Genomic DNA, 25,117 nt, shown 5'->3' on the forward strand with positions numbered 1-25,117 from the left:
TCCCGTGCTCACCTTGCAAAGCGGAACCACGTTCCGTATCGTTACGGAGCGAGGTTCCGTTTTGCTCATGATGACAGACCGGAACGCGGTCGGCCAGGCCGCCCTCGCGCTCGCTTCCCCGCTCGCCCCCGGCGCTCCCCCCGCTCGCCCCTTTCCCCTGCTACTTCCTGCCCGGACGACTTCGGGCGCTCTCCCGGAAGATTCGGGCGCTCTCCCGGGCGTCCTCGGACGGTCCCGGACGGTCCCGGGACGGGAGGGGCGCGCGGTCGTCGGCGCCCGGTGACCAGGGCTCCCACCACGGAAAGGACACGCCATGATCCTCGTCACCGGAGGCTTCGGCTTCATCGGATCGCACACCGTACGGGCGCTGATCGACCAGGGCGAGGAATGCGTGGTCGTCCAGCGCGCCGCCCGCGAGCTCCCCGCCGTACTCGACGGGGAGCGGGTCCCGGTCGAACAGGCCGACGTCACCGACCTCGACGCCCTCCTCGCGATCGGCCGGCGCCACGACATCACCGGCATCGTGCACCTGGCCGGCTCCTACCCCTGGCCGGGTGTCCCCGACGCGCCGGTCGAAACGACCCGGCAGGTGCTCGGCGGACTGCTGAACGTGGTCCAGGCTGCGCAGGAATGGGGCGTACGCCGACTCGGGATCGCCAGCACCATCGGCGTCTACTTCGGGGCGGACGACCGCGGACCGCTCCACGAGGACACGCCACTGTCGTTGAGCGCGTCCGTCTCGATCCCGACCTTCAAGAAGATCGGCGAACTGCTGGGCGGTTATCTCGCCGACACCACCGGCATCGACATCGTCAGCTACCGCGTCTCCGGAACCTGGGGCCCGCTCGGCCACGCCGATCCGTTCTTCGCCGCGCCCGCCCTCGTCCACGCTGCCGCCCGCGGCACCGCCCCGGACTTCTCCGGCCAGATGCGGCCGCCCTTCGCGGACGACGGGCTCGACGTCACCTACGTCAAGGACACCGGCCGGGCGATCGCCCTCCTGCAGCTCGCCGACCGGCTGAACCACCGCACGTACAACGTCGGATCCGGCCGGGTCACGACCAACGCGCAGGTCGTCGAAGCGATCGGGAAGGTGGCTCCCGAGGCCCGGCTCGACCTCCCCACGGGTAGCGACATGCAGCAGCTGGTCCTCGATATCGGCCGCCTGAAGGAGGACACCGGCTACCAGCCCGAGTACGACACCGAGCGAGCCACCGCCGACTACATCGCCTGGCTCCGCGCGGGCAACAAGAGCTGAAGGTGCCCGGAGCACGCCCGATCACGGGGCTGCGGTCCTGCTCGCTGCGTCCGATCACGGAGCTGAGGCCCTGCGGGCTTGCGGGCTTGCGGGCTTGCGGGCTTGCGGACTGCGGATGGGGTGATACGGGCTGCGACCGGCGCGCTCAGCGCGCGACGCGCTCCGTACCGAATTCCTCGGCGAAGACGGATTCGTACCGCTGCATGAAGTCGGCTGCCGCTTCGACGAAGGCGTGGCCCGCGTCCTGCGCGTCCGGTTCCGTCCGTTCGTCCAAGGGGCGGGTCATGGTCGCCCTCCTCCGCCGTGCGGCCTCGGCTGCGACGGCGGCCTGGTTCGCTCGGACGTTCAGCTGGGTTCTGGGCATCTTCCCAAGCTAGCGTCGCCCGGACCGCCCGAGCAAGGGGACCGGTCGGGCCCCTGCCCGGGGGCTGGGACCCGAGGGAGGACGCGCGTTGGAAATCTGTTCGCCTCCCGCCGTTCCCCGGTGGTGGGATGCAGACGTGAACGATCTTTCGATGAGCAGCCTTTCGATACGCACTGCCAACCCCGATGATCTGGACGAGATCCTCGCCTTCTGGAAGGAGGCGGCCGAGGGGACGAGCATCAGCGACGACCGGGACGGGATCGAGCGACTGGTGGCACGGGACCCCGAGTGCCTCATTCTGGCGGAACGGGACGGCCGGCTCGCGGGGACGGTGATCGCCGGGTTCGACGGTTGGCGGTGCCACCTCTACCGGCTCGCCGTCCACCCGGAGCAGCGTCGACGCGGCGTGGCCACCGCCCTGCTGTCGGCCGCGGAGGAACGGTTCGTACGCCTCGGCGGGCGGCGCGGGGACGCGATGGTCCTCGACGCCAACGAGCGCGCCCACCACACCTGGCGCGCGGCCGGCTACGAACGCGAGTCCCGTTGGAGCCGCTGGGTGAAGCACCTGTCCCGCTGACGGACTCGCCCGGCCCCGGGGCCCACCCCCGGGGCGCGTGGGAAGGGCTGGGCAGGGCCGTCGGGCCCGGGCAGGATTGAGGCGGAGGCGTGGGCGGGCCGGACCGATCACTTTGCCGATCCTTTACGATGTATCTCCGTCCGACGGGCACAGCGACCAGTACGGAGACCGGCGCAGGGCCCCGTACCGCGTGCAGTCCTTCAGTACGGTGATCAGTGTGCCGATCAGTACGTCCTGCCCCTGCCGAGAAAGGTGTGAGCGTCCGCCCATGGGCGAGCCTCCCAGTAGCCGAACCCGCCGGATTCGCGGACATCGCGCGATCCTTCACCCGCTGCCCGATCATGGGACGGAGGTGAACCGATGACCGAAGTGCTTCTGCTGCTCGTGGCCGTGCTGCTCTCGATCGCCTGCGGCGCCTTCGTCGCCGCCGAGTTCTCCCTGACCACCGTGGAGCGCGGCGACCTCGAGCGAGCCGTCGAGCGGGGCGAGCGCGGCGCGGCCGGCGCCCTCAAGGCCGTCCGCAGCCTCACTTTTCAGCTCTCGGGGGCGCAGCTCGGCATCACCGTCACCAACCTGGTGGTCGGCATGCTCTCCGAGTCGTCCATCGCCAAGCTCATCCGGGGACCACTGGTCGCCATCGGGCTCTCCGCCAGTCTGTCGCGGTCGGTGGCCCTGGTCATCGGTACCGCGCTGTCCACGGTGGTCCTGATGGTGGTGGGTGAGCTCGTCCCGAAGAACTGGGCGATCTCCTCGCCGCTGAAGGTCGCCAAGGCCGTCGCCACGCCGCAACGGGTCTTCACCGCCGTCTTCCGCCCTTTCATCAGCCATCTCAACAACACCGCCAACCGCATCCTCCGCCGCTTCGGCCTCGAACCTGCCGAGGAGCTGGCCTCCGCCCGGAGCCCGCAGGAACTGGCAGCCCTGGCACGCCACTCCGCGAAGGAGGGGGCGCTGGAGGCGGACACGGCCGAACTCTTCGTCCGCACCCTCAATCTGGCCGAGCTCACCGCGGAGAACGTCATGACGCCCCGGGTCCAGGTCACCGCGCTGGACGTGCAGGCGACCGCCGAGGACGTCGCGAACGCGACCCGGGCGACCGGGCTGTCCCGTTTCCCCGTCTACCGCGGCAGCCTGGACAGCATCGTGGGCGTCGCGCACATCAAGGACGTCCTCGCGGTGCCCGCGGACCAGCGGCCCCGCAAAAGCGTCTCGGACCTGCTGCGCGAGCCCCTTCTCGTACCCGAGACCCTCAGCGTCGACAAGCTGCTCGACCGTCTCTCCGGCCGCAAGCTCGCCATGGCCGTCGTCATCGACGAGTACGGCGGCACGGCCGGTGTGGTGACCCTGGAGGACATCGTCGAGGAGGTCGTCGGCGAGGTGCGTGACGAGCACGACCCGCACGAGACACCCGATCTGGCCGCCGCCGGGGAGGACGCCGACGGCCGCACGCTCTGGTCGGCCGACGGCGCCGCGCGCACCGACCAGCTCCGCACCATCGGTCTGCGCGCCCCGGACGGCCCGTACGAAACCCTCGCCGGGCTCATCGCCAACGAGGTAGGGCGCATCCCCCGGGAAGGGGACAGTGTGGAACTGGACGGGTGGCGGATCGATGTCGTGGACGCCTCCGGGCGCCGCGCCGCACGTGCCCTGCTGCACGCGCCGCTCCCCGGCGAAGACCCCCTGACGGAGGATGCCCGATGACCGTTCTCCAGCTCTTCGTCGGCCTGCTGACCCTGGTCGTGAACGCGTTCTTCGTGGGGGCGGAGTTCGCCCTCATCTCGGTGCGCCGAAGCCAGATCGAACCGGCGGCCGAAGCCGGCGACCGGAGGGCCCGCAGCGTGCTGTGGGGCCTGGAACACGTTTCGGCGCTGCTGGCGGCGGCCCAGCTCGGCATCACCCTCTGCACCCTGGTGCTGGGCATCGTCGCCGAACCGGCCATCGCCCATCTGCTGGAGCCCGTGTTCGACGCTGTGGGGGTTCCGCACGGTCTGGTGCATCCGCTGTCGTTCGTCATCGCACTGACGGTGGCGACCTACCTCCACATGCTGCTCGGCGAGATGGTCCCCAAGAACGTCGCGCTGGCCGACCCGGCGAAGGGGGCGCTGTTGCTCGGCCCGCCGCTGGTGGCGCTGGCCAGGGGGCTGCGCCCGGTGATCTTCGCGATCAACGCGTTCGCCAACCTGTTGCTGAAACTGCTGCGGGTGGAGACGAGGAGCGAGGTCTCCGCGACCTTCTCGGACGATCAGCTGGCATTGCTGGTGAGGGACTCCGGGGACGCGGGGCTGGTGGACGACCGGTCGGCCGAGCGCCTGCGGCACGCCCTGGAACTGGGCAGCCGCCCCGTGCGGGACGTGGCCATGCCGATCGCCCAGATGGTCTCTACCCGGGTGGGCACGACCCCCGAGGAGCTGGAACGGCTCTCGGCCGAGTCCGGGTACTCACGCTTCCCCGTGATGAACGGCGAGCAGCGGATACTCGGCTACCTCCATGTGAAGGACGCCCTGGACGCGGCCCCGCGCGACGTGCCGTTCCCCGTCTCTGCGATGCGCCCCATCGCCCGGGTACGGGCGGCCGCCCCGCTCGACGACGTACTGACCGCGCTGCGGCGCAGCCGTACGCACCTGGCGGCGGTACTGGACGACGACGATCGGCTGGTCGGCACGGTCACCATGGAGGACGTGCTGCGTGAGCTCGTCGGACGCCCGCGGTCCGGCTGACGGGGCCGTCGGCACGTCGGCGCGTCGGCGCGTCGGCGGAAGCCTCGGAGCAGCGGAGGCCGCGGGGCAGTGGAAGGAGCAGGACCGCGCGGGCGACGGGCGACGGGCGACGGGCGACGGGCGACGGGTGACGGGTGACGGGTGACGGGTGACGGGTGACGGCGGGGAAACCCGCTCCCCCGTCTCCGCGATACGATCTCGGCGCCATGGATATGAATGCCTCGTACACCAGTTTCGTCGCGGTCGGTGACTCGTTCACCGAGGGCATGTCGGACCTTCTGCCGGACGGTACGTACCGTGGCTGGGCCGACGTCCTCGCCTCCAGGCTGGCGGCTCGCTCACCCGGGTTCCGGTACGCCAACCTGGCCGTCCGGGGCAAGCTCATCGGTCAGATCGTCGACGAGCAGGTCGAATCGGCTGCCGCTCTGCAGGCGGACGTGGTGACCCTCGTCGGCGGTCTCAACGACACCCTCCGCCCCAAGTGCGACATGGGCATGGTGAGGGGACGACTCGAAGAGGCGGTGGAGCGCCTCGCGCCGTCGTGCAAGACGCTCGTGCTGATGCGGAGCCCGGGAAGGAACGGTCCGGTGATGGACCGCTTCCGCCCACGCATGGAGGAGCTGTTCGCACTGGTGGACGATCTGGCCGGTCGGCACGGCGCGGTGGTCGCCGACCTGTACGGGGCTCCGTCGCTGGGCGACCCCCGACTGTGGGACATCGACCGGCTCCACTTGACCGCCGAGGGACACCGAAGGGTGGCCGAGGCGGTCTGGCAGACGTTGGGGCTGCCCGCCGAAAGCGACTGGCGGACCCCCATGGGCGCGGCGGTGCCCGTTCGCTGGAGCACCCGCCGGATCGAGGACGTCCGCTTCGCCAAGCAGCATCTGGTCCCGTGGATCGGGCGCCGGCTCACCGGGCGGTCCTCGGGCGACGGCCGCCACGGCGCCCAGTTCGACGCGGCCTCGGGGCGTGCCTTCTGGATCACTCCGGCGAACCCCGCCGACCCCGGTCCGGTGACCTCCTGGTTCCGGGACGACGAACCGCAGGGCGCGTAGGGCAGAATCAGCTCTCGTGTGGGGCCGACCCCGGGACTCGGCGCAGGGCCGCGGGTCCGGTCCCACGCGACACCGTTCGGAAGAGGGCGCCCGCCCGCACGGGATGGTGACCCCGGTCTCGTAGCAAGCCACAAACCGGTCCCGTGCGCTGGCCTGCACAAACCGCCAGTAGAATCTCTTTACGTGACTGCTGTGTCTGCGAAGCCTCGCATCCCCAATGTCCTTGCCGGCCGCTACGCCTCCACGGAGCTGGCCGTCCTCTGGTCCCCCGAGCAGAAGGTGAAGCTGGAGCGTCAGCTGTGGCTGGCGGTGCTGCGTGCTCAGAAGGACCTCGGGATCGAGGTACCCGACGCGGCGCTCGCCGACTACGAGCGTGTTCTCGACCAGGTCGACCTCGCATCCATCGCCGAGCGCGAGAAGGTCACCCGCCATGACGTGAAGGCCCGCATCGAGGAGTTCAACGCCCTCGCCGGGCACGAGCAGGTCCACAAGGGCATGACCTCCCGTGACCTCACCGAGAACGTGGAACAGCTCCAGATCCGCCTCTCGCTGGAGCTCATGCGCGATCGCACCGTGGCGGTGCTGGCGCGTCTCGGTAAGCTCGCCGGCGAGTACCGCGAGCTGGTCATGGCAGGCCGTTCCCACAACGTGGCCGCGCAGGCCACCACGCTCGGCAAGCGCTTCGCGACCGGCGCCGACGAACTGCTCGTCGCCTACGGCCGCCTGGAGGAGCTGCTCGCCCGCTACCCGCTCCGCGGCATCAAGGGCCCGGTCGGTACCGCGCAGGACATGCTGGACCTGCTGGGCGGCGACACCGCCAAGCTCGCCGAGCTGGAGCAGCGCATCGCGGGCCACCTGGGCTTCGCCAACGCCTTCACCTCGGTCGGCCAGGTCTACCCGCGCTCGCTCGACTACGACGTGGTGACCGCCCTCGTCCAGCTGGCCGCCGCTCCTTCGTCCGTCTCCAAGACGATCCGCCTGATGGCCGGGCACGAGCTGGTAACGGAGGGCTTCAAGCCCGGCCAGGTCGGCTCGTCCGCGATGCCGCACAAGATGAACACCCGGTCCTGCGAGCGGGTCAACGGCCTCATGGTCATCCTGCGCGGCTACGCCTCGATGACCGGTGAGCTGGCCGGTGACCAGTGGAACGAGGGCGACGTCTCCTGCTCGGTCGTACGCCGTGTGGCACTGCCGGACGCCTTCTTCGCCTTCGACGGCCTGCTCGAAACCTTCCTGACGGTGCTGGACGAGTTCGGCGCCTTCCCCGCCGTCGTGGCGCGCGAGCTCGACCGGTACCTGCCGTTCCTGGCGACCACGAAGGTCCTCATGGGTGCGGTGCGGGCCGGCGTCGGCCGCGAGGTCGCGCACGAGGCGATCAAGGAGAACGCGGTGGCCTCGGCCCTCGCGATGCGGGAGCAGGGCGCGGAGCGCAACGAGCTTCTGGACAAGCTGGCCGCGGACGAGCGCATCCCGCTGGACCGCGGGCAGCTGGACGCCCTGATGGCGGACAAGCTGTCCTTCACGGGGGCCGCCGGTGACCAGGTCACCACCGTGGTCAACCGGATCGAGGCCATCGTCAAGGAGCACCCCGCAGCCGCCGGATACACCCCCGGGTCGATTCTCTGACCCGCTACGGCCTTCACCTGTGACACCCGAAGAGTTGGCTGCCGCCCGTGACCGCATCGTCCCCGATGTGGTCTCGGGCGGTTTGCGTGTGCTGTTCTGCGGGATCAATCCCAGCCTCATGACCGCCGCCACGAGCTACCACTTCGCGCACCCAGGAAACCGTTTCTGGCCGGTGCTCCAGCTCTCCGGCTTCACTCCCCGCAGGCTGGCTCCGGCGGAACAGGCGGAGCTCTCTTCCTACGGCCTCGGTATCACCAATGTCGTCGCGCGGGCCACCGCGCGGGCTGACGAACTGACCGCCCAGGAGTACCGCGCGGGTGGACGGATCCTGGTGGAGAAGGTCGGCCGCCTGCGGCCTCAGTGGCTGGCGGTCGTCGGAGTGACGGCCTACCGGACGGCCTTCGGTGAGCGCCACGCCCAAATCGGCCCGCAGGAAAGGACCATCGGCGGTGCCCGTGTCTGGGCTCTTCCCAACCCCAGCGGGCTCAACGCCCACTGGACCGTCGGCTCGATGGCCGAGGAGTACGCCCGTCTCCGCGCGGCCGTGGAAGAAGCTGTCGTGGAAGAAGTTGTCGTGGAAGAAGCTGCCGTGCGGAGCTGCGACTGAGGCGTTGCCGTCACGTATGGCTGCCGTCCACCACGGAGCTGCGCCGCCGATCGGGCGGCCACACTGCCCCAGGACTCCGCAGCCCGGATCGGGTCAAACGTCCCGGGTGCGTATCGCCCACCAACCTGCGAGCAGCGCGGCAGCTGTCCAGGCTGCTGTCACCGCCAGCCCGCTCCAAGGGCCGAGGCTGCCCGTCGGAGTCTCGTGCAAGATCGCCTGACCCGCCCGGTCGGGAAGGAAGTCGGCCACTCCGGCAGACACGTCTCCCACGACGAACGAGACGATCAGGATGAACGGGATGAGGATGCTCATCACGGCGACAGCGCTTCGGAGCAGCGCCGTGATGCCTGCCGCGAAAAGGGTCATGAGTGCGAGGTAGACGCCACTGCCCAGCACGGCTCGCAGCGCCCCGGGATCCCCCAGGCCGATGGCGAACTCCCCCATGAACAGCTGCCCCAGCAGAAAACTCACGAAGCCGGTTGCCTCCCCCGCGATCAGTGCTGCCGCACCGACGACGGCCATCTTCGCGGCGTAGAAGAGGCCACGGCGCGGCACCGCCGAAAGGGACACCCGCAAGGCTCCGCCGGCGAACTCGGAGGAGAGTGCGGTCGCGCCGAAGGCAATGGCCGCGATCTGACCGAAGTTCAGCGCATAGAAGGCGTTGAACAGCGGTTCGCCATCGAGATCATTCACCTCGCTCTGTCCGATCGTGGCGGAGAAGAGCACGGAGATGGCCACCGTCACCACGAACACCGCCGTCAGAGAGCCGTGGACGGCACGTACGGACCTGACCTTGATCCATTCCGAGCGGAGAACCGCGACCGCTGTGTGCGGCATGGTCATGCCTCCTTGATTGAAGCGGGGGGTACGGAGGCGAACTCGGCGGCGTCCGCGGTGAGGTCGAGGTACGCCTCTTCCAGAGTGGCTCGCTCTTCCACGAGCTCCAGGAGGGGAACGTGCCGGGCCGCCGCCAGCGCCCCGACTTCACTGGCACGGGCTCCCTCGACCCAGAACGCCCCGTCACCGGTATCCCTGGCGTCGTATCCCCTGCGGACCAGGAGGTCGCGGAGTCCGCTTCCCTCGGCTTCCCGCAGCCGCACCCGGGGGCGGCTGCGCGAGGCGAGGAACGCGACCGTCGGCACGTCGGCGAGGAGCCTTCCAGCACCGAGAATGATCAGGTGGTCGGCGAAGGTGGCTGTTTCGCCCATCAAGTGACTGGACACCAGAACCGTGCGGCCTTCCCGCGCAAGCCGTCTCATCAGCTCGCGGATCCAGACCATTCCCTCGAGGTCGAGCCCGTTGGACGGCTCGTCCAGTATCACCACGGGAGGGTCCCCGAGCAGTGCGGCGGCTATGCCCAGCCGTTGGCGCATGCCGAGTGAGAACGTCTTGATCCGTCGCGCGGCGACCGTGGCGAGGCCCGCTTCCTCCAGCACGGTGTCCACTCTTCGCTGGGAGATGCCGTTGCTCACCGCGAGGGCGAGCACATGGTCTCTTGCGGTGCGCGATCCGTGCGCGGCTCCGGCGTCGAGCAGTGAACCGACCACGCGCAGTGGGTTGTCGAGCGTGGCGTAGGCCCGTCCGCCCACGGTCGCCGTGCCGCTGGACGGGCGGTCGAGGCCGAGAATCAGCCGCATCGTGGTGGACTTCCCGGCACCGTTGGGCCCGAGGAAGCCGGTGACGCGGCCGGCCTCCGCACGGAAGGTGAGTTGGTCCACCGCGCGGGTGGCTCCGTACTCTTTCGTGAGCTGATGCACATCGATGCTGGTCATGCACTCAGCCTGGCTGGGGCGATGCAACGGCGTCCTCCCCCGACCGTGGGAATCCTCTCCCCCGTACGGGGGAGGTACAGCCGGACGGGCGCTGCCACCATGGCCCACATGCACCGTTTCCTTGCCCCACTGGCCGAGCCGGTGACCTACAGCCGTTGGATCCACCTCGTCGTCCCCATGGCCCTCATAAGCGTGTGGCTGTTCATCGAGCCGGGCCTCCCGTGGCAGCTCGCGCTGCTCGCGGTGCCCGTGGGGCTCCTCCCGGTGATGCGTGTGGGGGAAGGGGTCCAGGCACAGCTTCTGCTCACCCCCGGCGAGCGTGGTCGGGCCGATGCGACCATTTCCCTCTCGCCCGCCACGACCTGGGGTGAGAAATGGCGGACCGTGCTCTGGCTCGAACTGCGCCTCCTGCTCTCCATCGTCGTGGGCGCGGCCACGGTCTGGCTGCCCTTCATGGCGACCGACATGGTCCGGGCCGCGACGGGGGACTACATCGGCAACGGCATATTCCAACTGGTCGAACCCCACTCCTGGTACGCGGTGCTCGCGCCACTTCCTCTCCTCCTGCTGCTGGCCCTCGTGGTTCTCTGCGGACGGCTCACCACGGCAGTGGCCCGTCGGCTACTGGGACCGTCGAAGACCGAACGCGTGGCAGCGCTGGAGGAGCTCACGGAGCAGCTTCTGGAGCGCAACCGCATCGCACGCGAACTCCACGACTCCATCGGCCACGCACTCACGGTTTCCGTGGTGCAGGCAGGTGCCGCACGCACGGCTGACGATCCGGAGTTCACCCGGCGCGCGCTCGTGGCAATCGAGGAGACGGGTCGCGCGGCGCTCGACGATCTGGAACGGGTGCTCCGGGTGCTGCGCCAACCCGGAGCCTCTGCCGACCGACGGCCGACGCTGATCGCTGTCGAGCAGCTGCTGGACTCCGCACGCGGATCCGGGGTCGCCGTGGACGCCGAGGTGGTCGGGCGCATCGACCGCCTGCCCGACTCCCTGTCCAGGGAGGGGTATCGCATCCTTCAGGAATCGCTCACCAACGCGTTGCGTCACGCCGGCCGGGTCCCTGTCCGTGTGCGTATCGGCGTCGAAAGCGACCATCTGGAACTCGACGTACGGAATCCTCTGGCGGAGCCCGTCAGCCGCTCGGCCGGGGGGCATGGGCTGCAAGGGATACGAGAACGGGCGAAGCTGCTGGGCGGCAGTGCGAAAGCCGGACCGCGCGAAGGCGAATGGCGGGTCCACGTCGCCCTGCCCCTCCGGGCGGCACCCAGGGTGTTCCCATGGCGGTGAAGGTCCTTCTCGTCGACGACGAGCCACTCGTGCGCACGGGCCTGCGGGCGGTGCTGGAATCGCAGCCCGACATCGTGGTGGCCGGAGAAGCGGCGGACGGTGCGTCCGTGCTTCCCCTGGTGCGGCAGTTACGCCCGGACGTGGTCGCCATGGACGTCCGGATGCCCTTGATGGACGGCATAGAGGCGACGCGGCTACTGCTCCGTTCCCTGGCCGAACCTCCGAAGATTCTGGTGGTCACGACATTCGAGAACGACGAGTACGTGTACGAGGCTCTGCGCGCGGGTGCGGACGGGTTCCTGCTCAAGCGTGCCCGCCCGATGGAGATCGTGAATGCCGTCCGGCTGGTGGCCGAAGGCGAGTCCTTGCTCTTTCCTGCGGCTGTGCGTCGGCTGGCCTCCGAGTGCGGGACGAACAAGGCCCGCGCGGTGGTGAAGCGGGCCGCCCTCACCGATCGGGAGGAGGCAGTGCTCCGGTTGATGTGCCGGGGCCTGTCCAATGCGGAGATCGCGGCCAAGCTGGTGGTGGGCACCGAGACGGTCAAGACCCATGTCAGTGCGTTGCTGGCCAAGCTCGGTTCCAGGGACCGGACTCAGGCCGTGATCACGGCGTACGAGTCGGGATTCGTGATCCCCGGTTGAGGTGGGAGGCAGGGGTCCGGTCACGGGGGAAGGGGTCCGGTCACGGGGCGGCAGTCCCGATGCGGGGACAGCGGTCCCGTTACGGGCAGCGGTCCCGATACGGAAGCGGCAGCGGTCCCGATGCGGGAGGGACAGCGGTCCCGATGCGGGGGCACCGTACCCGGTGCGTGAGGCCGTCCCGCGTCCCGTTCGCCGGGCGCCACGAAGGTGCCGCCCGGATAGAGGCGAGCGACGAAATCCGGCCACGCGGGGACCGTCCACACGGGGCACCGGGCGACCGAGGGTCATCGGAAGCGGCCCGGCTCCCGCCGGCGTTCGCGGAGCCCGATCCCACCGAGTACCATCCGGCAGACACAGGGGGCGTGAGGAGGACACACGTGGGGCGGCTGACCGGTGGAGACCCGTCGTTGTTGCGGCGGATCAATTCCGCGGTGGTACTGCACGCCCTGCGTGGAGCCGAGCTCCCGACGCTCTCGGACCTGACCCGGATAACCGGCCTTTCCCGGCCAACGGTCGAAGGCGTGGTCGAGGGGTTGTTCGAAGCCGGCCTGGTCGTGGAGGCGCTGCCCGACGACGGGGAGGCGCGGCGCCAGGGCCGCCCCGCGCGGCGGTTCCGCTTTCGCGCCGAGGCGGGCCATCTGCTGGGCATCGAGATCGGTCCGCACCGGGTCTCCGCCTTGTTGTCGGGGCTCGACGGCAGGATCATCGGGGCGGGACAGCGGCAGGTCTCGGAGACCGCCGCCGCTGACGACCGGCTCGATCAGGTCCGCGCCATGATCGCCGACCTGCTCCGCCGTACGGGCGTGGCCAGGAGCAGCTTGCGAGCCGTGGGGGTGGGCAGCCCGGGGATCGTGGAGGCCGACGGCACGGTCCGGCTGGGCACGGCGCTTCCCGGCTGGACCGGGCTCCCCCTCGGGGAGCGCCTCCGGCGCTCGTTCCGCTGCCCGGTCCTGGTGGAGAACGACGCCAATACCGCCGCCGTGGCGGAGCATTGGAAGGGCGCGGCGGCGGAGTCGGACGACATCGTCTTCGTCCTGGCCGGCTTGAGCCCCGGAGCGGGTTCATTGATAGGAGGGCGGCTGCACCGGGGTTACGGCGGAGCCGCCGGCGAGATCGGCGCGCTCCACCTGCTCGGCAGAGAGGTCACGCCGGAACATCTGCTGTCCACGACCGACACCCCGCTCGACCCGTTGGACGAGCCCGCGGTGGCGGCGGTGTTCACCAAAGCACGGCAGGGCGACAGTCGAGCCCAGGAGGCGGTCGAACGGTTCATCCAGCGGCTGGTGCACGACGTCGCGGCGCTCGTGCTGGCGCTCGACCCGGAGATCGTGGTGGTCGGCGGTTGGGCTGCCGGGCTCGACGGGGTGCTGGACCCGCTGCGGAACGAGCTGGCGCGTTACTGCCTGCGGCCGCCCCGGGTCGCCCTGTCCCTGCTCGGGGAGGCCGCCGTCGCGACCGGGGCCCTGCGGCTGGCGCTGGACCACGTGGAGGAGCAGTTGTTCGCGGTGGAGGGAACGGTGACGGCCCGCCGCTGACAGCGGCGGGCCGTCGGGTCCGCAGATCACCCCGATGTCGCGGGGCGAGGGGTGCTCAGGAAGCCTGACGCTCCTGGTCGTGGCTGATCTCCAGGGCTCCGGAGTCCCCGAAGGTGAGCCGGCAGGTGTCGGCACGGTAGGTGGCGACGGAGACCGCGGCGGTGCCGCCCGCGGCGAAGTAGCGCGTGGTGACCACCAGGACAGGGGCTCCGGGCAGCCGGTCGAGCTCCTTGGAGTCGTCCGCGCTGGCCGAGCCGAGCTCGACCGACCGGTCCTGACCTTCGAGGCCGAGGCGGTGCAGCTCCCTCAGCACACCGCGGGCGCGGGCCGGTCCGGTGGACGCCTCGATCGCGGACAGGTCGGGGACGGACGCGGACGGCACGTACAGCAGTTCCGCCGCCACCGGCTGACCGTGGGTGACCCTGATGCGGCGGATCACGTGGACCGCCTCGTCGGACGCCACGTCCAGCGCCGCGGCGACAGCCGCGGGGGCGGTGCCCCGGGTGCACTCGACGGGCTGCCACGCCTCGTCGGCCACCGCTCCCGTCCACTCCTGCTGCGCCGTGGAGACCGCGACGCCCACCCTGGGCGGGGCGACGGTGGTGCCCACACCCCGCCGACGCTGAAGTCTTCCTTCGAGTTCGAGCTGCTCCAGAGCCTGCCGGAGCGTGGCCCGTGCGACTCCGAACCGGGCGGCGAGGTCCCGCTCGTTCGGCAGGATCTCACCCACCGCGAAGTCCGAGTCGAGTGCCTCACTGAGCACGGTCCTCAGGTGCCAGTACTTCGGCTCCTGCACCGTTTCCAGCTGCGTGGTCCCCACCCTGTCCTCCGCAATCGCCCAGCGGCCTTTTCCGCGACAACATTTATTAAAGGTTCTTTTCTTAACGTAAGGACCATAGGACGGCGCACCGACTTGGTCAAGACCAATCCTTGACCCGGGGTGCCGCGAAACGGCCTTCCGGCACAGAGCGTTCACAGGACGTTCGTGGGACGAGGGTCGGCGAGCTGGACCGAGGACGGCGCGCCGGGCCATCTCGGCGCGCGTACGTCGCCACCGCTGACGGCGGACCATCTCCCGTTCCGATCGGGCGACGCCGGCCCTTGAACTGGACGCTACCGGGCGGTAGTTGTTGGTTCGGAAGGGTGTTCGTCCACTCTTCATCCACTCCAGGGAGCAGCCATGACCGGCACGGCATCGTTCAGTTTCGACACCTCCGCGGGCTCGCGGGCACTCTCGCTGGCCTACGAACGGACCGGTGCGGGGCAGCCGCTGCTGTTGCTCCACGGCATAGGCCATCACCGGCAGGCGTGGGATCCGGTGGTGCGGATCCTGTCGGGCGAGCGCGATGTGATCAGTGTGGACCTGCCGGGCTTCGGTGAGTCGGCGGCGCTTCCGGACGGTGTCGCGTACGACGTGCGGACGGTGGCCGCAGCGCTGACGGCCTTCTGCGCCGAACTCGGCGTCCCACGCCCCCATGTGGCGGGCAACTCGCTCGGCGGTCTGCTCGCGCTGGAGCTCGGACGCACCGGACGTGCCCGATCCGTCACGGCCCTCTCCCCCGCCGGTTTCTGGAACGGGCCGGAGCGCCGGTACGCGTTCGGGACGCTCTGGGCGATGCGCCGGGGCGCCCGGTCGCTGCCGGTCCCGCTGATCGAACGCCTCTCGCGGAGCGCGGCCGGGCGGGCCGCTCTCACCGGCACCATCTGCGCCAGGCCCGGGCGCCGTTCACCGGAGGCGGTCGTCGCGGAGACCCTCGCGCTCCGGAGCGCGACCGGATTCGAAGGGACGCTGGCCACCGGCCGGAACGCCTCCTTCGTCTCCGACGTGCCGGGCATCCCCGTCACCGTCGCCTGGGGCACCCGTGACGTGCTGCTGCCCCGTCGGCAGGGCGTCCGGGCCAAGCGCGTCATACCCGGCGCCCGGCTGGTGCGGCTGCCCGGATGCGGTCATGTACCGATGAACGACGACCCCGCGCTCGTGTCCCGGGTCATCCTGGACACCAGCCGCTGAGGGGGCCGGCCGGGGGAAGACTGCCGCGCCACGGAACCGTTGTTCACCCCGGGTTGGGGTGGACGCCTTCGCCGCGCGTTAGGCATGGTCCTGCGTGCGCCGGCGCTGATCGGACGCGCACGTCGTACACCCCGCACCCTTCCCGGAGGCGCATCGATGACGAACCGTCCGCACATCCACTCCCCCGGCCGCCGGACCGTACTGCGCGGTTCGCTCCTCGCGTCGGCCGCCGTCGGGCTGCCGGCGCTCACCGGTGCGCCCGCCTTCGCGCGGTCCGGCCGCCCGTCCGCCGAGTGGGGTGTCCAGGTCGGCGACGTCACGGCTTCCACCGCACTGGTCTGGGTGCGCTCGGACCGCGCGGCACGGATGCTCGTCGAGACGTCGGCCACCGAGTCGTTCCGCGCGTCCCGCCTCTGGCACGGTCCGCTGATCGGTGCCGGGACGGACTTCACCGGAACGACTCCGCTGCACGGGCTGCCGGCCGGCGAACAGATCCACTACCGGGTGACTCTCGCCGACCCGGACGATCCGCGTCGCACGGGCCGCCCCGTGTACGGGACCTTCCGTACCGCCCCGGCGAAGCGGCGCGACGGGGCACGGTTCCTCTGGTCCGGCGACATCGCCGGGCAGGGATGGGGCATCAACCCCGACATCGGGGGCTACACCGTCTACGAGGAGATGCGGAATCTCAACCCCGACTTCTTCCTCTGCAGCGGCGACAACATCTACGCGGACGGAGTCATCGAGTCCAGCGTGACCCTGCCCGACGGCCGGATCTGGCGCAACGTCACGACCGAGGAGAAGGCGAAGGTCGCCGAGACCCTCGATGAGTACCGGGGCAACTTCCGCTACAACCTGCTGGACGCGAACGTACGCAGGTTCAACTCCCAGGTGCCGTCGATCGTCCAGTGGGACGACCACGAGGTGCGCAACAACTGGTACCCGGGGCAGATTCTCGACGATGTGCGCTACACGGAGAAGAACGTGGACGTGCTGGCGGCGCGCTCGGTGCGGGCCTACCGCGAGTACCTCCCCGTCTCCACCCTCCGCGCCGCGCCGGGCGAGGGCCGCATGCAGCGGGTGGTCCGCCACGGCCCCCTGCTCGACGTGTTCGTGCTCGACATGCGCTCCTTCCGCAACGCCAACTCGCCCGACCGGCAGGCCGACGACACCACGGGCATCCTCGGTGCCGAGCAGCTCCAGTGGCTCAAGGGCGAGCTCTCCCGGTCCCGCGCCGTGTGGAAGGTGATCGCGGCCGACATGCCGCTCGGACTGGTCGTGCCCGACGGCGCCACGGACTTCGAAGCGGTCGCCCAGGGCGATCCGGGCGCCCCGCTGGGGCGGGAACTCCAGATCGCCGAGCTGCTGCGGTACATCAAGCACCAGCGGATCACGGGGACCGTCTGGCTGACGACGGACGTGCACCACACCTCCGCCCAGCATTACGTCCCCGAGCGCGCCGCCTTCAAGGACTTCGCACCTTTCTGGGAGTTCGTCTCCGGCCCGCTGGCCGCGGGTGCCTTCCCGGCGAGCGCGCTGGACGGCACGTTCGGCCCGGACCGGGTGTTCGTCAAGGCTCCCGTCCAGTCCAACCAGTCCCCCATGGAGATGCCTCCGCTCTACGGAGAGGTCGACATCGACGGAGGGAGCGGGGAAATGACGGTGCGTCTGAGGCAGCAGGGCTGCAAGGTTCTCTTCACCAAGGTGCTGCAGCCCGGCCTCACGGGCCAGTGAGCGCGCGCGATCCGTTTCGGGCGTGATCGGGGCGGGGGAGCGGCCAAGGACGCCGGGTCCGCTCCCGGGCCCGCTGTCAGTGGTGGCATCTACCGTTTTCCCATGACCCGTTCCGTACAGGCCCTGTCCTACCGGCGTCCGTCCGCGCTGCGTTCTTCGCAGGCCGGCGGCCTGCTAGGCCGTGTGTCGACAGAGCTCGCGGGAGCGGCGGATCTGCTGGCGGCCGTTCATCACGCTGCCGCCGTCGAGCTGTTCGGTGGCCTCTTCGAACCGGTACCGCGGTCGCAGCCGTACGAAGAGCGGCTGCCGCCCACGCCCGTGGCGCGTCCGCTCGATGCCGCTCCGGCGACGGTGGCGGAGCTGGTCGTCGATGTCGCGGCCGTGGTGAATGCCGCTTCCTGGGATACTCCCGCGTTCGAGCGGGCCCTGGACGGGCTGGTCCGCCTCGCGCGGACGGACCGGGAGGAGCTGAGCCGAGGGTTGCGGGAGGCTCTGGTGGGGTCGTGGTTCCTTCCGGTGGACGACTCCGAGCAGAGATTCCGGCCGGCCGTCCGAAGTCCCCAGGGCCTCGCCGTCGTCGTCTCCTCCCTGCTGGGAGACGTACCGGATCTGGTGGCGGCGAAGGGAGCGGCGAGGCACGCGTCGCTGTCCGCATCGGCATCGGCTCCGTGTGCGCACGCCGCCCTGGACGACGTGCTCGCCGCACGCCTGTGGGAGGCGGGCGCCTTCGTGCGGACCGGCGCGGTCCCCTTCCTGCTGGCCACCCCACCTGGCACTCGGGTGCGCTGGACGCGGGCACGCTGGTCGAACGGCTGCGGACGTACCACCGCATGGGCGTGGAACCCGGCCCGGCGGATTTCGCACAGGCACTGCTCCGGGTGCGCAGGGCCGGTGACCCTGCAGCCGCCGACGAGGCGGAGTCACTCGGCACGCCTCAGGGCGACCGGCTCGCCGCCTGGATACGCGCGGACGAGCCCGTGGCGGCCGTGGTCCCCCACGGCGCGGGCGGCAGGGGGCCGGAGGTACGCAACTGGTGGGGCCGCGCGATGAAGGACAACCGTCGCATCGGGCTGGCCACCCTCGGGAATCCGAGGATCTCGCAGGAGTTCCCCCCTGCGTTCCGCCCGCTCGGAGAGGCGCGCGGGGCGATCCGCCACCAGTGCTATCACTGGGCGGACCAACGCCCCGCCCACTTCCTGGCGACCCTGCCGCAGGACGGCGAGACCCTCGCCGCCCGGCTGCTCCCCGACCTGTGCCCCGAGGAGGGCCGGCGGGGCGCCGCCTGGATCCTGCCGGAGCTGGCCCGGACGGAGGGGCCGGCCGCCGATGCCGTCCATCTCGCCCTCGCCCACGGGCTGGGCTCGCCGTACCCGCGGGACCGGCTCGCGGCGGTCGACGCGCTGCTCGTCCTGGCGGCGCGCGGGCGCCTGGACGCGGGGCTGCTCGGCAGGGAGCCGGCCCTGCTGATCGACCGCGATCCGGTGAAGGTCAACCGGCTGGCCGACGCCGCCCGCAGCGCCGTCGCGGCGGGTGCCCACCGGACGGTGCTGCGTCTCCTGACGTCGGTGCTGCCGCAACTGCTCGCGTACGAGCGGGCACCGCACGGGCTGCACGGGATACTCGCGGTCGCCGCGGAGTGCGCGGAGACGGCGGGCGCCGAGGGCGCGGCCTCTCCACCGGGCGGCCTCCGCGGTCTGGCGGAGCGGGGCGGTACCTCGCAGCGCGTGATGCAGGCAGCCCGTCTGCCGGCCGCGTACGGGGGCGAGGAGGAGCGCCGGGCGCGGGCGGAAGGCAGGGCATAGCTTTCACGGCCGCCCGCCCGGCTCTTGCCCGGCTCCCGTCCGGCTCCCGAATGGCCGGACACGGTACCGGGCGCCAGCGCTCACAGCCGGAAGAGGGCCGGACCGGGCCCCGACGGATTCGGACCGGACCAGTACCGGACTCGGTCGGACCGGACCCATAGCGAACCTGTATCGGACTCGGATCGGACTCGGATGGAAATCACACCCGCGGTCGGAGAGCACCCTGCCCCGAGCGCGGACCAGACTCTGCCCCTGAGCTCCCCATGCCCGACAATTCCGGTCAGCACATGCCCGAAAAGCGACGAAAGGCGACTAGATCCACACTTAACCCATCGGTCACAATGCGTTCGTGATCAGGCAACACCACTCGGTCACAGTGAAGGCATGACTGATGTGACATCCGCCAAGACCGCCCGCCGCCCCCACCACTGGCGGCGGGACCTGATCGAGCTCGCCGCCCTGTTCACCGCCGTGGCGGTGGCCGACGTCGTCGCGAACCTCATCGGGCACCAGCCCGACGGCCCGTATCTGCTCGCCGCCTCGGCGGTGGCCCTGACCGCCACCGCCACCTTCCACACCTGGTGGGCACGGAGGTACAGCCACGCCCCACCTCCCGAGGGCGGGGACTCCGTATCCGGCGGTACAGCCGTCGGGTACGGCGCCGAGCTCGGCCTGAACCTGTCCTTCGAGGCCTCGCCCGCCCTCGACGAGACGGTTCTGTGGCGGATGCGGACGACGGTCCAGGACACGCCCGGCAGCCTGGCGGCGCTGTGCATCGCGCTCGCCCGTCTCCGTATCGACATCCTGACCCTCCAGACGCACCCGCTGGCGGACGGCACCGTCGACGAGTTCCTGCTGCGTGCGCCCTCGTCGTTGAGCGCCTCCGAGCTGACCCGGGAGGTCTCCGCCGCCGGCGGAGCGTCCACCTGGATCGAGCGGGCCGACGCCCACGATCTGGTGGACACCCCGACGCGGGTTCTGGGGCTGGCCACGCGTACCGCGCTGGACGCGGCGGAACTTCCGCTCGCCCTCCGTCAGCTGCTGGGCCGCTGCACCATCCACTCGTTGCCGGCGGTCTCCGTGACCGGCCGGATCACCGGCGCTGAGGGCACCCCCGTGGAAGGGGTGCTGGAAGAGACGGTCATGCGGCTGCGCGACCCCTCCGGCGGCGTGATCACGGTGGAGCGTCCGTATCTGCCGTTCACGCCCACCGAGTTCGCCCGGGCCCGCGCTCTCGTCGAACTCGACGCGCGCCTCGGCCCCCGCGTCCCCCGCAGCGAGGACATCCTCACGCTGGCCGAGGGTCCCGAGATCACCGTGCGCCGGGCGGACCAGAGCGACCTCACCGCAGCACGCGAGATGCACGACCGCTGCTCGGCCCGCACCCTGGGACTCCGGTACCACGGCCCCGTCGCGGACGCGGACCGCTACCTCGACCACCTGCTCAGCCCGCGCTTCGGCCGCACCCTCTCCGTACAGACCGACTCGGGACGGATCGTCGCACTCGGCCACCTCCTCTGGGACGGTGACGAGACCGAGGTCGCCCTCGTCGTCGAGGACGACTGGCAGCGGCGCGGAGTCGGTTCCGAGTTGCTGCGGCGGCTGGTCGGTCTGGCCGCCGAGGCCGGTTGCGACTCCGTCTACGCCGTCACCCAGGCCGACAACACCGGCATGGTCGCGGCGATGCGCGGGCTCGGTCTGCCCCTCGACTACCAGATCGAGGAAGGCACCCTGGTGATCACGGCACGGCTGGCCTCCCGCCGCGCCACGGTCACGTCCCCGTCCATGGCGGCGGACGGCACCCTCCCCCTGGAGCCCCCCGAGTACCGCTGAGCACCCCGAGTTCCGCTGAGCACCACTGAGCACCCCGAGCACGCTGAGCACCCCGAGCACCGCCGACCACCCTGAACGGCACCCACCCGAAGTCCGGCCACCGCGCTGATCCGGCCAATCGCACAGTCGATTCCCGGACGCTCCCTGCGGTGCGGGAGGAACCCCGCACCGCAGGGAGCCGGTGCGTTCCGAGGTGGCTCCGGACGCCGTGGTCAACCCCCCGCTCCGGTCCCGCGCAGAACCAGGGTGACGAGAAGTCGGTTCGCGTACGAGGATGTCCGCATGTCAGACACTTCGAACAGCGCGCTGCCCCGTCAGGTCGCCGACGCCTACGTCGACGCAATCATCGATCTCGACCCGATCCTCGGTACGTATCTGGGCGTCCCGGCAAGCTACCGCAGCCTGCCCGACTTCTCGCCCGAAGGCCAGCAGGCCATCGCCGACCTCGCCCGTGCCACGCTGGTGAAGCTGGACGCGGCGGAGCTGCTTCCGGGCGCCGACAGCGACGCCGAGCGCCGCTGCGGCAGGCTGTTGCGTGAACGCCTCACCGCCGAGATCGCCGTCCACGACGCGGACGAGCATCTGCGAGCCGTCTCCAACCTGCACTCCCCGGCCCACAGCGTCCGGGAGATCTTCACGGTGACGCCCACCGAGACGGACGAGGACTGGGCCGCGGTCGTCGACCGGCTGCGCGCCGTTCCGGAGGCGCTCGCGGGTTACCGTGCCTCGCTCGCCCTCGGCCTCGAACGGAAGCTGCACGGCGGCCCCCGTCCCGCCGCCACGTTCGTCGAGCAGCTGACGGCCTGGGTGGGCGGCGACGGCGAGGGAGCGGGGTTCTTCGCGGACTTCGTCGCGCCCGGCCCCGACGCGCTCCGCGAGGAGCTGGACGGTGCCGCCCGCGTCGCCACCGAGGCGCTGGTGGCCCTGCGCGCCTGGATGAACGAGGTGTACGCCCCCGCGATCGAGGGCTCGCCCGACACCGTGGGCCGCGAGCGGTACGCCCGCTGGTCGCGTTACTTCAACGGTACCGATCTGGACCTGGACGAGGCGTACGCGTACGGCTGGTCCGAATACCACCGGCTGCTCGCCGAGATGAAGACCGAGGCGGCGAAGATCCTTCCCGGGGCGGGTCCCTGGGAGGCGCTCGCGCACCTCGACGTCCACGGCAAGCACATCGAGGGCGTGGACGAGGTCCAGAAGTGGCTCCAGGGCCTGATGGACGAGGCCATCGACGCACTCGACGGCACGCATTTCGAACTCGCCGAGCGGGTACGGAAGGTGGAGTCGCGGATCGCCCCGCCCGGAGGCGCCGCCGCCCCCTACTACACCGGCCCCTCCGAGGATTTCTCCCGCCCGGGCCGCACCTGGCTGCCGACGATGGGCGAAACCCGCTTCCCCGTCTACGACCTGGTGTCCACCTGGTACCACGAGGGCGTGCCGGGCCACCACCTCCAGATCGCCCAGTGGACCCATGTCGCCTCCTCGCTCTCCCGCTACCAGGCGTCGGTCGGCCAGGTCAGCGCCAACGCGGAGGGCTGGGCGCTGTACGCGGAGCGGCTCATGGACGAGCTCGGCTTCCTGCCGGACGCCGAACGGCGGCTCGGCTACCTGGACGCGCAGATGATGCGCGCCTGCCGGGTCATCGTGGACATCGGCATGCACCTGGAGCTGGAGATCCCGGCGGAATCGCCGTTCCACCCGGGTGAGCGGTGGACCCCTGAGCTGGCACAGGAGTTCTTCGGCGCCCACAGTGGCCGCCCGGCGGACTTCGTGGAGAGCGAGCTGACCCGCTACCTCTCCATGCCGGGTCAGGCGATCGGCTACAAGCTCGGTGAGCGTGCCTGGCTGCTGGGCCGCGAGAACGCCCGCGCGGCCCATGGGGACGCCTTCGACCTCAAGGCCTGGCACATGGCGGCCCTGTCGCAGGGGTCGCTGGGCCTGGACGACCTGGTCGAGGAGCTCTCCAAGCTCTGATCCCGGACGGTCCCGTCGGCGCGACGGTCGTCCCCCGTGGGACCTCGACCGGTGCACGGCGCGGGCCGGGCGGCGGCAACGCCGTCCGGCCCGCGCCCGGCACCACCCCGCGGCACCCTCGATCCCCGGCCGTCAGTACCCCGCGGCACCCTCGTTCCCGGCCGTCAGTACCCCGCCCGGATCCACGCACCGCGACCGAAGGCGCCACCGATGCCAGGCTTCCTCCTCTGTGCCGACCCGCTGCGCCCCAGCCGTCCGGACCCGGCGTTCGCCGAAGAGGCGGCAACGGTACGGGAGATGGGCGCCGTCACCGCGCTCCTCGACCACGACGCCCTGCTCGCGGGCGACGCGGCGGGAGCCGTCGCCCGGGTGCCGCGCGGCTCGGGCCCGTACTGGTACAGGGGCTGGATGATTCCCGTACGGCGGTACGCCGAACTGGAGCGGGCGCTCGCGGACCGAGGAGCCACCCTGCCCACGGACGCGGTGGCCTACCGGACGGCCCATGAACTTCCGGGCTGGTACACGGTGTTCGACGGACTGACACCGCGCAGTGTCTGGCACGCGCTCTCCGCTTCGGCTCCCGTACCGGAGGACGGCGCGTTCTGGTCCGCTCTCGCGCGACCGCTCGGCCACGGCCCCGGGATCGTCAAGGACTTCGTGAAGTCCCGGAAGCACGAATGGCACGAGGCCTGCTTCGTACCCGAGTTGAGGGACTCCGAGGCGCTGGCCGCGGTCGTCGGACGGCTGGTCGCTCTCCAGGGCGACTTCCTCGCGGGCGGAGTGGTGGTACGCGGCTTCGAGCGGTTCGTCCCGGGCGGCGAGGCGCGGGTGTGGTGGGTCGACGGGGCGCCCGTCCTGGTGACCGCCCATCCGGACACCCCGGACGACCGGCCCGTGCCCGCACTGGGCGCAGTCGGCGAGGCCGTGCACCGGCTCGGCTGCCGGTTGGTGACCACCGACCTGGCGCTGCGCGAGGACGGCGTGTGGCGGGTGGTCGAGGTGGGCGACGGGCAGGTGAGCGGAATCCCGTCCGGCACCAGCACGAAGCCTTTGCTGGAGGCGCTCCGCGACGCCTGACGGGCCGGACCACACCACCCCGCGCCATGCGCACCCCCGGGGAGGGGCTCCACCACACCTGACGCGCCGGACCACACCACCCCGCGCCGTGTACACCCCCGGGGAGGCGGTCCGCGACGCGTGAGGCGGGCCGAGGCCCCACGCGCCCCGCGGCAGGCGGATTCAGCAGCCGCACTCCTCGCCCGCCACCGGCGCGGTGAGCGGGTCGGGGGCGCGCCGCTCGGCTCCGCGGAGGGTCTCGAAGGCGAAGCCCTCACGCGCCCAGTACTCGAATCCGCCCCGCATCTCCTTCACCTGGTAGCCGAGTCGGGCGAGAGCGAGGGCCGCCCTCGTCGCTCCGTCGCAGCCCGGCCCCCAGCAGTAGGTGACGACGGGGACGGCCGGGTCGAGGAGTCGGGCGGCCTGCTCCGGTATCAGCGCGGTGGGCAGGTGTACGGCGCCCGGGATGTGCCCCTGGTCCCAGGAGGCCGTGGAGCGGCTGTCCAGGACGGTCACGCCGGGGCCCGCGTCGAGGTTCAGGGCCGCGGCGACATCGGAGACATCGGCGTGGAAGGCCAGCGAGGCGGCGAAGTAGGCAGCGGCGGCGGCCGGAGGGGCGGGCGGCACCCGCAGAACCGGGTAGTCGGGAAGAGCGGGCGCGGCGGGTCGTACCAAACGGGGCGAGATCGCGTTCATGGGAACGAATCTAGGCGGGCCGCACGCCCGCCAGAAGGACCGATCCACGCCGCTCTCCTTGATCGGCCGGGGATTTCCCTGTTGTCTGGCCCCATGACCGACTATTCACCGGATGCCACCGACTGGCGCATTCTCGACGTCTTGCAGCACGACGGCCGGGCCAGCTTCGCCGAACTCGCCCGGGCCGTGGCCATGTCGCCCAGCGCGGTGACGGAACGGGTGCGGCGGCTGGAGGAGCTCGGTGTAATCAGCGGGTACAGCGCGGTGGTCGAGCCCGAGCGCCTCGGCCTGCCGATCCTCGCCTTCGTACGGCTGCGCTACCCGACCGGCAACTACAAGCCGTTCCACGATCTCCTCGCCACCACCCCGGAGATCGTCGAGGCGCACCACACCACCGGGGACGACTGCTTCGTCCTGAAGGTGACCGCGCGTTCGATGCGCCATCTGGAGGAGGTGACCGGGCGCATCAGCGGCTTGGGTGCGGTGACCACGAGCGTGGTGTACTCCTCCCCGCTCCCCAGGCGCCCGATCGAGCGCTGAAGCGGCCGGCCGGCCGGGTGCCG

General features: G+C 71.0%; 23 protein-coding genes. 17 read left to right on the forward strand and 6 right to left on the reverse strand.

Annotated elements, in window-relative coordinates; translation table 11 throughout:
- Positions 1–313 precede the first annotated feature (313 nt).
- Complete coding sequence (locus OG599_RS03420; RefSeq protein ID WP_327174435.1) at positions 314–1,258, forward strand: NAD-dependent epimerase/dehydratase family protein; 945 nt, start codon at positions 314–316, stop codon at positions 1,256–1,258.
- A gap of 145 nt (positions 1,259–1,403) precedes the next feature.
- Here OG599_RS03420 and OG599_RS03425 read toward each other — a convergent pair whose 3' ends face one another.
- Positions 1,404–1,622, reverse strand: a complete 219-nt coding sequence (locus OG599_RS03425; protein ID WP_327174436.1) for an antitoxin — start codon at positions 1,620–1,622, stop codon at positions 1,404–1,406.
- 151 nt (positions 1,623–1,773) lie between these two features.
- Here OG599_RS03425 and OG599_RS03430 point away from each other — a divergent pair, with 151 nt between their 5' ends.
- From OG599_RS03430 to mug, 6 genes are all read left to right on the forward strand, one after another.
- Positions 1,774–2,199, forward strand: coding sequence for a GNAT family N-acetyltransferase (locus OG599_RS03430; protein ID WP_327174437.1), 426 nt, complete (start codon positions 1,774–1,776; stop codon positions 2,197–2,199).
- 360 nt (positions 2,200–2,559) lie between these two features.
- Entirely contained in the window at positions 2,560–3,900 is a 1,341-nt protein-coding gene (locus OG599_RS03435) for a hemolysin family protein (RefSeq protein WP_327174438.1), read from the forward strand.
- Positions 3,897–4,916, forward strand: coding sequence for a hemolysin family protein (locus OG599_RS03440; RefSeq protein WP_327174439.1), 1,020 nt, complete (start codon positions 3,897–3,899; stop codon positions 4,914–4,916). Before OG599_RS03435 ends, OG599_RS03440 begins: the two co-directional genes overlap by 4 nt.
- A gap of 206 nt (positions 4,917–5,122) precedes the next feature.
- Positions 5,123–5,971, forward strand: coding sequence for an SGNH/GDSL hydrolase family protein (locus tag OG599_RS03445; protein WP_327174440.1), 849 nt, complete (start codon positions 5,123–5,125; stop codon positions 5,969–5,971).
- A gap of 183 nt (positions 5,972–6,154) precedes the next feature.
- Entirely contained in the window at positions 6,155–7,597 is a 1,443-nt protein-coding gene (gene purB, locus OG599_RS03450) for an adenylosuccinate lyase (RefSeq protein WP_327174441.1), read from the forward strand.
- A 19-nt stretch (positions 7,598–7,616) separates the two neighbouring features.
- Positions 7,617–8,204 carry a G/U mismatch-specific DNA glycosylase gene (gene mug / locus OG599_RS03455; protein ID WP_327174442.1) on the forward strand — a complete coding sequence of 196 codons (588 nt, stop codon included), beginning with the start codon at positions 7,617–7,619 and terminating at the stop codon, positions 8,202–8,204.
- 93 nt (positions 8,205–8,297) lie between these two features.
- Here mug and OG599_RS03460 read toward each other — a convergent pair whose 3' ends face one another.
- The gene (locus tag OG599_RS03460; RefSeq protein ID WP_442809657.1) at positions 8,298–9,041 is read right to left on the reverse strand and encodes an ABC transporter permease; all 744 of its coding nucleotides are present in this window, start codon (positions 9,039–9,041) and stop codon (positions 8,298–8,300) included.
- Between the two features lie 2 nt (positions 9,042–9,043).
- Positions 9,044–9,976 (reverse strand): ATP-binding cassette domain-containing protein, encoded by a 933-nt coding sequence (locus OG599_RS03465; RefSeq protein ID WP_327174444.1) that lies wholly within the window; start codon positions 9,974–9,976, stop codon positions 9,044–9,046.
- A 108-nt stretch (positions 9,977–10,084) separates the two neighbouring features.
- On the opposite strand from OG599_RS03465, the gene OG599_RS03470 reads away from it, so the two are divergent.
- The 3 genes from OG599_RS03470 to OG599_RS03480 all read left to right on the forward strand — a co-directional run bounded on the left by OG599_RS03470 (position 10,085) and on the right by OG599_RS03480 (position 13,448).
- Positions 10,085–11,272 (forward strand): sensor histidine kinase, encoded by a 1,188-nt coding sequence (locus OG599_RS03470; RefSeq protein WP_327174445.1) that lies wholly within the window; start codon positions 10,085–10,087, stop codon positions 11,270–11,272.
- Positions 11,263–11,913 carry a response regulator transcription factor gene (locus tag OG599_RS03475; protein ID WP_327174446.1) on the forward strand — a complete coding sequence of 217 codons (651 nt, stop codon included), beginning with the start codon at positions 11,263–11,265 and terminating at the stop codon, positions 11,911–11,913. The genes OG599_RS03470 and OG599_RS03475 overlap by 10 nt, the downstream gene beginning before the upstream one ends.
- A gap of 377 nt (positions 11,914–12,290) precedes the next feature.
- Positions 12,291–13,448: an ROK family transcriptional regulator gene (locus OG599_RS03480; RefSeq protein ID WP_327174447.1), complete on the forward strand. Its 1,158-nt coding sequence runs from the start codon at positions 12,291–12,293 to the stop codon at positions 13,446–13,448.
- Between the two features lie 55 nt (positions 13,449–13,503).
- On the opposite strand, the gene OG599_RS03485 is transcribed toward OG599_RS03480, so the two are convergent.
- The gene (locus OG599_RS03485) at positions 13,504–14,268 is read right to left on the reverse strand and encodes a GntR family transcriptional regulator (protein WP_327174448.1); all 765 of its coding nucleotides are present in this window, start codon (positions 14,266–14,268) and stop codon (positions 13,504–13,506) included.
- A gap of 360 nt (positions 14,269–14,628) precedes the next feature.
- Between OG599_RS03485 and OG599_RS03490 the strand changes: the two genes are divergently transcribed.
- On the forward strand, positions 14,629–15,459 hold the full coding sequence (locus OG599_RS03490) for an alpha/beta fold hydrolase (RefSeq protein WP_327174449.1): 831 nt from the start codon (positions 14,629–14,631) through the stop codon (positions 15,457–15,459).
- 156 nt (positions 15,460–15,615) lie between these two features.
- A complete protein-coding gene (locus OG599_RS03495) occupies positions 15,616–17,193 on the forward strand; it encodes an alkaline phosphatase D family protein (protein WP_327174450.1) in 1,578 nt (525 codons plus the stop codon).
- 174 nt (positions 17,194–17,367) lie between these two features.
- Here the strand turns inward: OG599_RS03495 and OG599_RS03500 are convergent, their stop codons facing one another.
- Positions 17,368–17,832 carry a hypothetical protein gene (locus tag OG599_RS03500; RefSeq protein ID WP_327174451.1) on the reverse strand — a complete coding sequence of 155 codons (465 nt, stop codon included), beginning with the start codon at positions 17,830–17,832 and terminating at the stop codon, positions 17,368–17,370.
- 191 nt (positions 17,833–18,023) lie between these two features.
- Here OG599_RS03500 and OG599_RS03505 point away from each other — a divergent pair, with 191 nt between their 5' ends.
- The 4 genes from OG599_RS03505 to OG599_RS03520 all read left to right on the forward strand — a co-directional run bounded on the left by OG599_RS03505 (position 18,024) and on the right by OG599_RS03520 (position 23,879).
- Positions 18,024–18,995, forward strand: coding sequence for a hypothetical protein (locus OG599_RS03505; RefSeq protein WP_327174452.1), 972 nt, complete (start codon positions 18,024–18,026; stop codon positions 18,993–18,995).
- A gap of 384 nt (positions 18,996–19,379) precedes the next feature.
- Entirely contained in the window at positions 19,380–20,828 is a 1,449-nt protein-coding gene (locus tag OG599_RS03510; RefSeq protein WP_327174453.1) for a GNAT family N-acetyltransferase, read from the forward strand.
- A gap of 282 nt (positions 20,829–21,110) precedes the next feature.
- On the forward strand, positions 21,111–22,802 hold the full coding sequence (locus OG599_RS03515; protein WP_327174454.1) for a DUF885 domain-containing protein: 1,692 nt from the start codon (positions 21,111–21,113) through the stop codon (positions 22,800–22,802).
- A 210-nt stretch (positions 22,803–23,012) separates the two neighbouring features.
- Positions 23,013–23,879 carry an ATP-grasp domain-containing protein gene (locus OG599_RS03520; protein WP_327174455.1) on the forward strand — a complete coding sequence of 289 codons (867 nt, stop codon included), beginning with the start codon at positions 23,013–23,015 and terminating at the stop codon, positions 23,877–23,879.
- A gap of 162 nt (positions 23,880–24,041) precedes the next feature.
- Here OG599_RS03520 and OG599_RS03525 read toward each other — a convergent pair whose 3' ends face one another.
- Positions 24,042–24,554 carry a rhodanese-like domain-containing protein gene (locus OG599_RS03525; protein ID WP_327174456.1) on the reverse strand — a complete coding sequence of 171 codons (513 nt, stop codon included), beginning with the start codon at positions 24,552–24,554 and terminating at the stop codon, positions 24,042–24,044.
- 93 nt (positions 24,555–24,647) lie between these two features.
- Between OG599_RS03525 and OG599_RS03530 the strand changes: the two genes are divergently transcribed.
- The gene (locus tag OG599_RS03530; RefSeq protein ID WP_327174457.1) at positions 24,648–25,094 is read left to right on the forward strand and encodes an Lrp/AsnC family transcriptional regulator; all 447 of its coding nucleotides are present in this window, start codon (positions 24,648–24,650) and stop codon (positions 25,092–25,094) included.
- Positions 25,095–25,117: the final 23 nt, after the last annotated feature.

Source organism: Streptomyces sp. NBC_01335 (assembly GCF_035953295.1).
Classification (GTDB): domain Bacteria; phylum Actinomycetota; class Actinomycetes; order Streptomycetales; family Streptomycetaceae; genus Streptomyces.

What these genes read in the sequence shown, in the direction of transcription:
- OG599_RS03420 (WP_327174435.1), top strand. Translation starts at nt 314, where the DNA reads ATGATCCTCGTCACCGGAGGCTTCGGCTTCATCGGATCGCACACCGTA.
- OG599_RS03425 (WP_327174436.1), bottom strand. Translation starts at nt 1,622, where the DNA reads ATGCCCAGAACCCAGCTGAACGTCCGAGCGAACCAGGCCGCCGTCGCA.
- OG599_RS03430 (WP_327174437.1), top strand. Translation starts at nt 1,774, where the DNA reads ATGAGCAGCCTTTCGATACGCACTGCCAACCCCGATGATCTGGACGAG.
- OG599_RS03435 (WP_327174438.1), top strand. Translation starts at nt 2,560, where the DNA reads ATGACCGAAGTGCTTCTGCTGCTCGTGGCCGTGCTGCTCTCGATCGCC.
- OG599_RS03440 (WP_327174439.1), top strand. Translation starts at nt 3,897, where the DNA reads ATGACCGTTCTCCAGCTCTTCGTCGGCCTGCTGACCCTGGTCGTGAAC.
- OG599_RS03445 (WP_327174440.1), top strand. Translation starts at nt 5,123, where the DNA reads ATGGATATGAATGCCTCGTACACCAGTTTCGTCGCGGTCGGTGACTCG.
- OG599_RS03460 (WP_442809657.1), bottom strand. Translation starts at nt 9,041, where the DNA reads ATGCCGCACACAGCGGTCGCGGTTCTCCGCTCGGAATGGATCAAGGTC.
- OG599_RS03465 (WP_327174444.1), bottom strand. Translation starts at nt 9,976, where the DNA reads ATGACCAGCATCGATGTGCATCAGCTCACGAAAGAGTACGGAGCCACC.
- OG599_RS03470 (WP_327174445.1), top strand. Translation starts at nt 10,085, where the DNA reads ATGCACCGTTTCCTTGCCCCACTGGCCGAGCCGGTGACCTACAGCCGT.
- OG599_RS03475 (WP_327174446.1), top strand. Translation starts at nt 11,263, where the DNA reads ATGGCGGTGAAGGTCCTTCTCGTCGACGACGAGCCACTCGTGCGCACG.
- OG599_RS03490 (WP_327174449.1), top strand. Translation starts at nt 14,629, where the DNA reads ATGACCGGCACGGCATCGTTCAGTTTCGACACCTCCGCGGGCTCGCGG.
- OG599_RS03495 (WP_327174450.1), top strand. Translation starts at nt 15,616, where the DNA reads ATGACGAACCGTCCGCACATCCACTCCCCCGGCCGCCGGACCGTACTG.
- OG599_RS03505 (WP_327174452.1), top strand. Translation starts at nt 18,024, where the DNA reads ATGGGCGTGGAACCCGGCCCGGCGGATTTCGCACAGGCACTGCTCCGG.
- OG599_RS03510 (WP_327174453.1), top strand. Translation starts at nt 19,380, where the DNA reads ATGACTGATGTGACATCCGCCAAGACCGCCCGCCGCCCCCACCACTGG.
- OG599_RS03515 (WP_327174454.1), top strand. Translation starts at nt 21,111, where the DNA reads ATGTCAGACACTTCGAACAGCGCGCTGCCCCGTCAGGTCGCCGACGCC.
- OG599_RS03520 (WP_327174455.1), top strand. Translation starts at nt 23,013, where the DNA reads ATGCCAGGCTTCCTCCTCTGTGCCGACCCGCTGCGCCCCAGCCGTCCG.
- OG599_RS03525 (WP_327174456.1), bottom strand. Translation starts at nt 24,554, where the DNA reads ATGAACGCGATCTCGCCCCGTTTGGTACGACCCGCCGCGCCCGCTCTT.
- OG599_RS03530 (WP_327174457.1), top strand. Translation starts at nt 24,648, where the DNA reads ATGACCGACTATTCACCGGATGCCACCGACTGGCGCATTCTCGACGTC.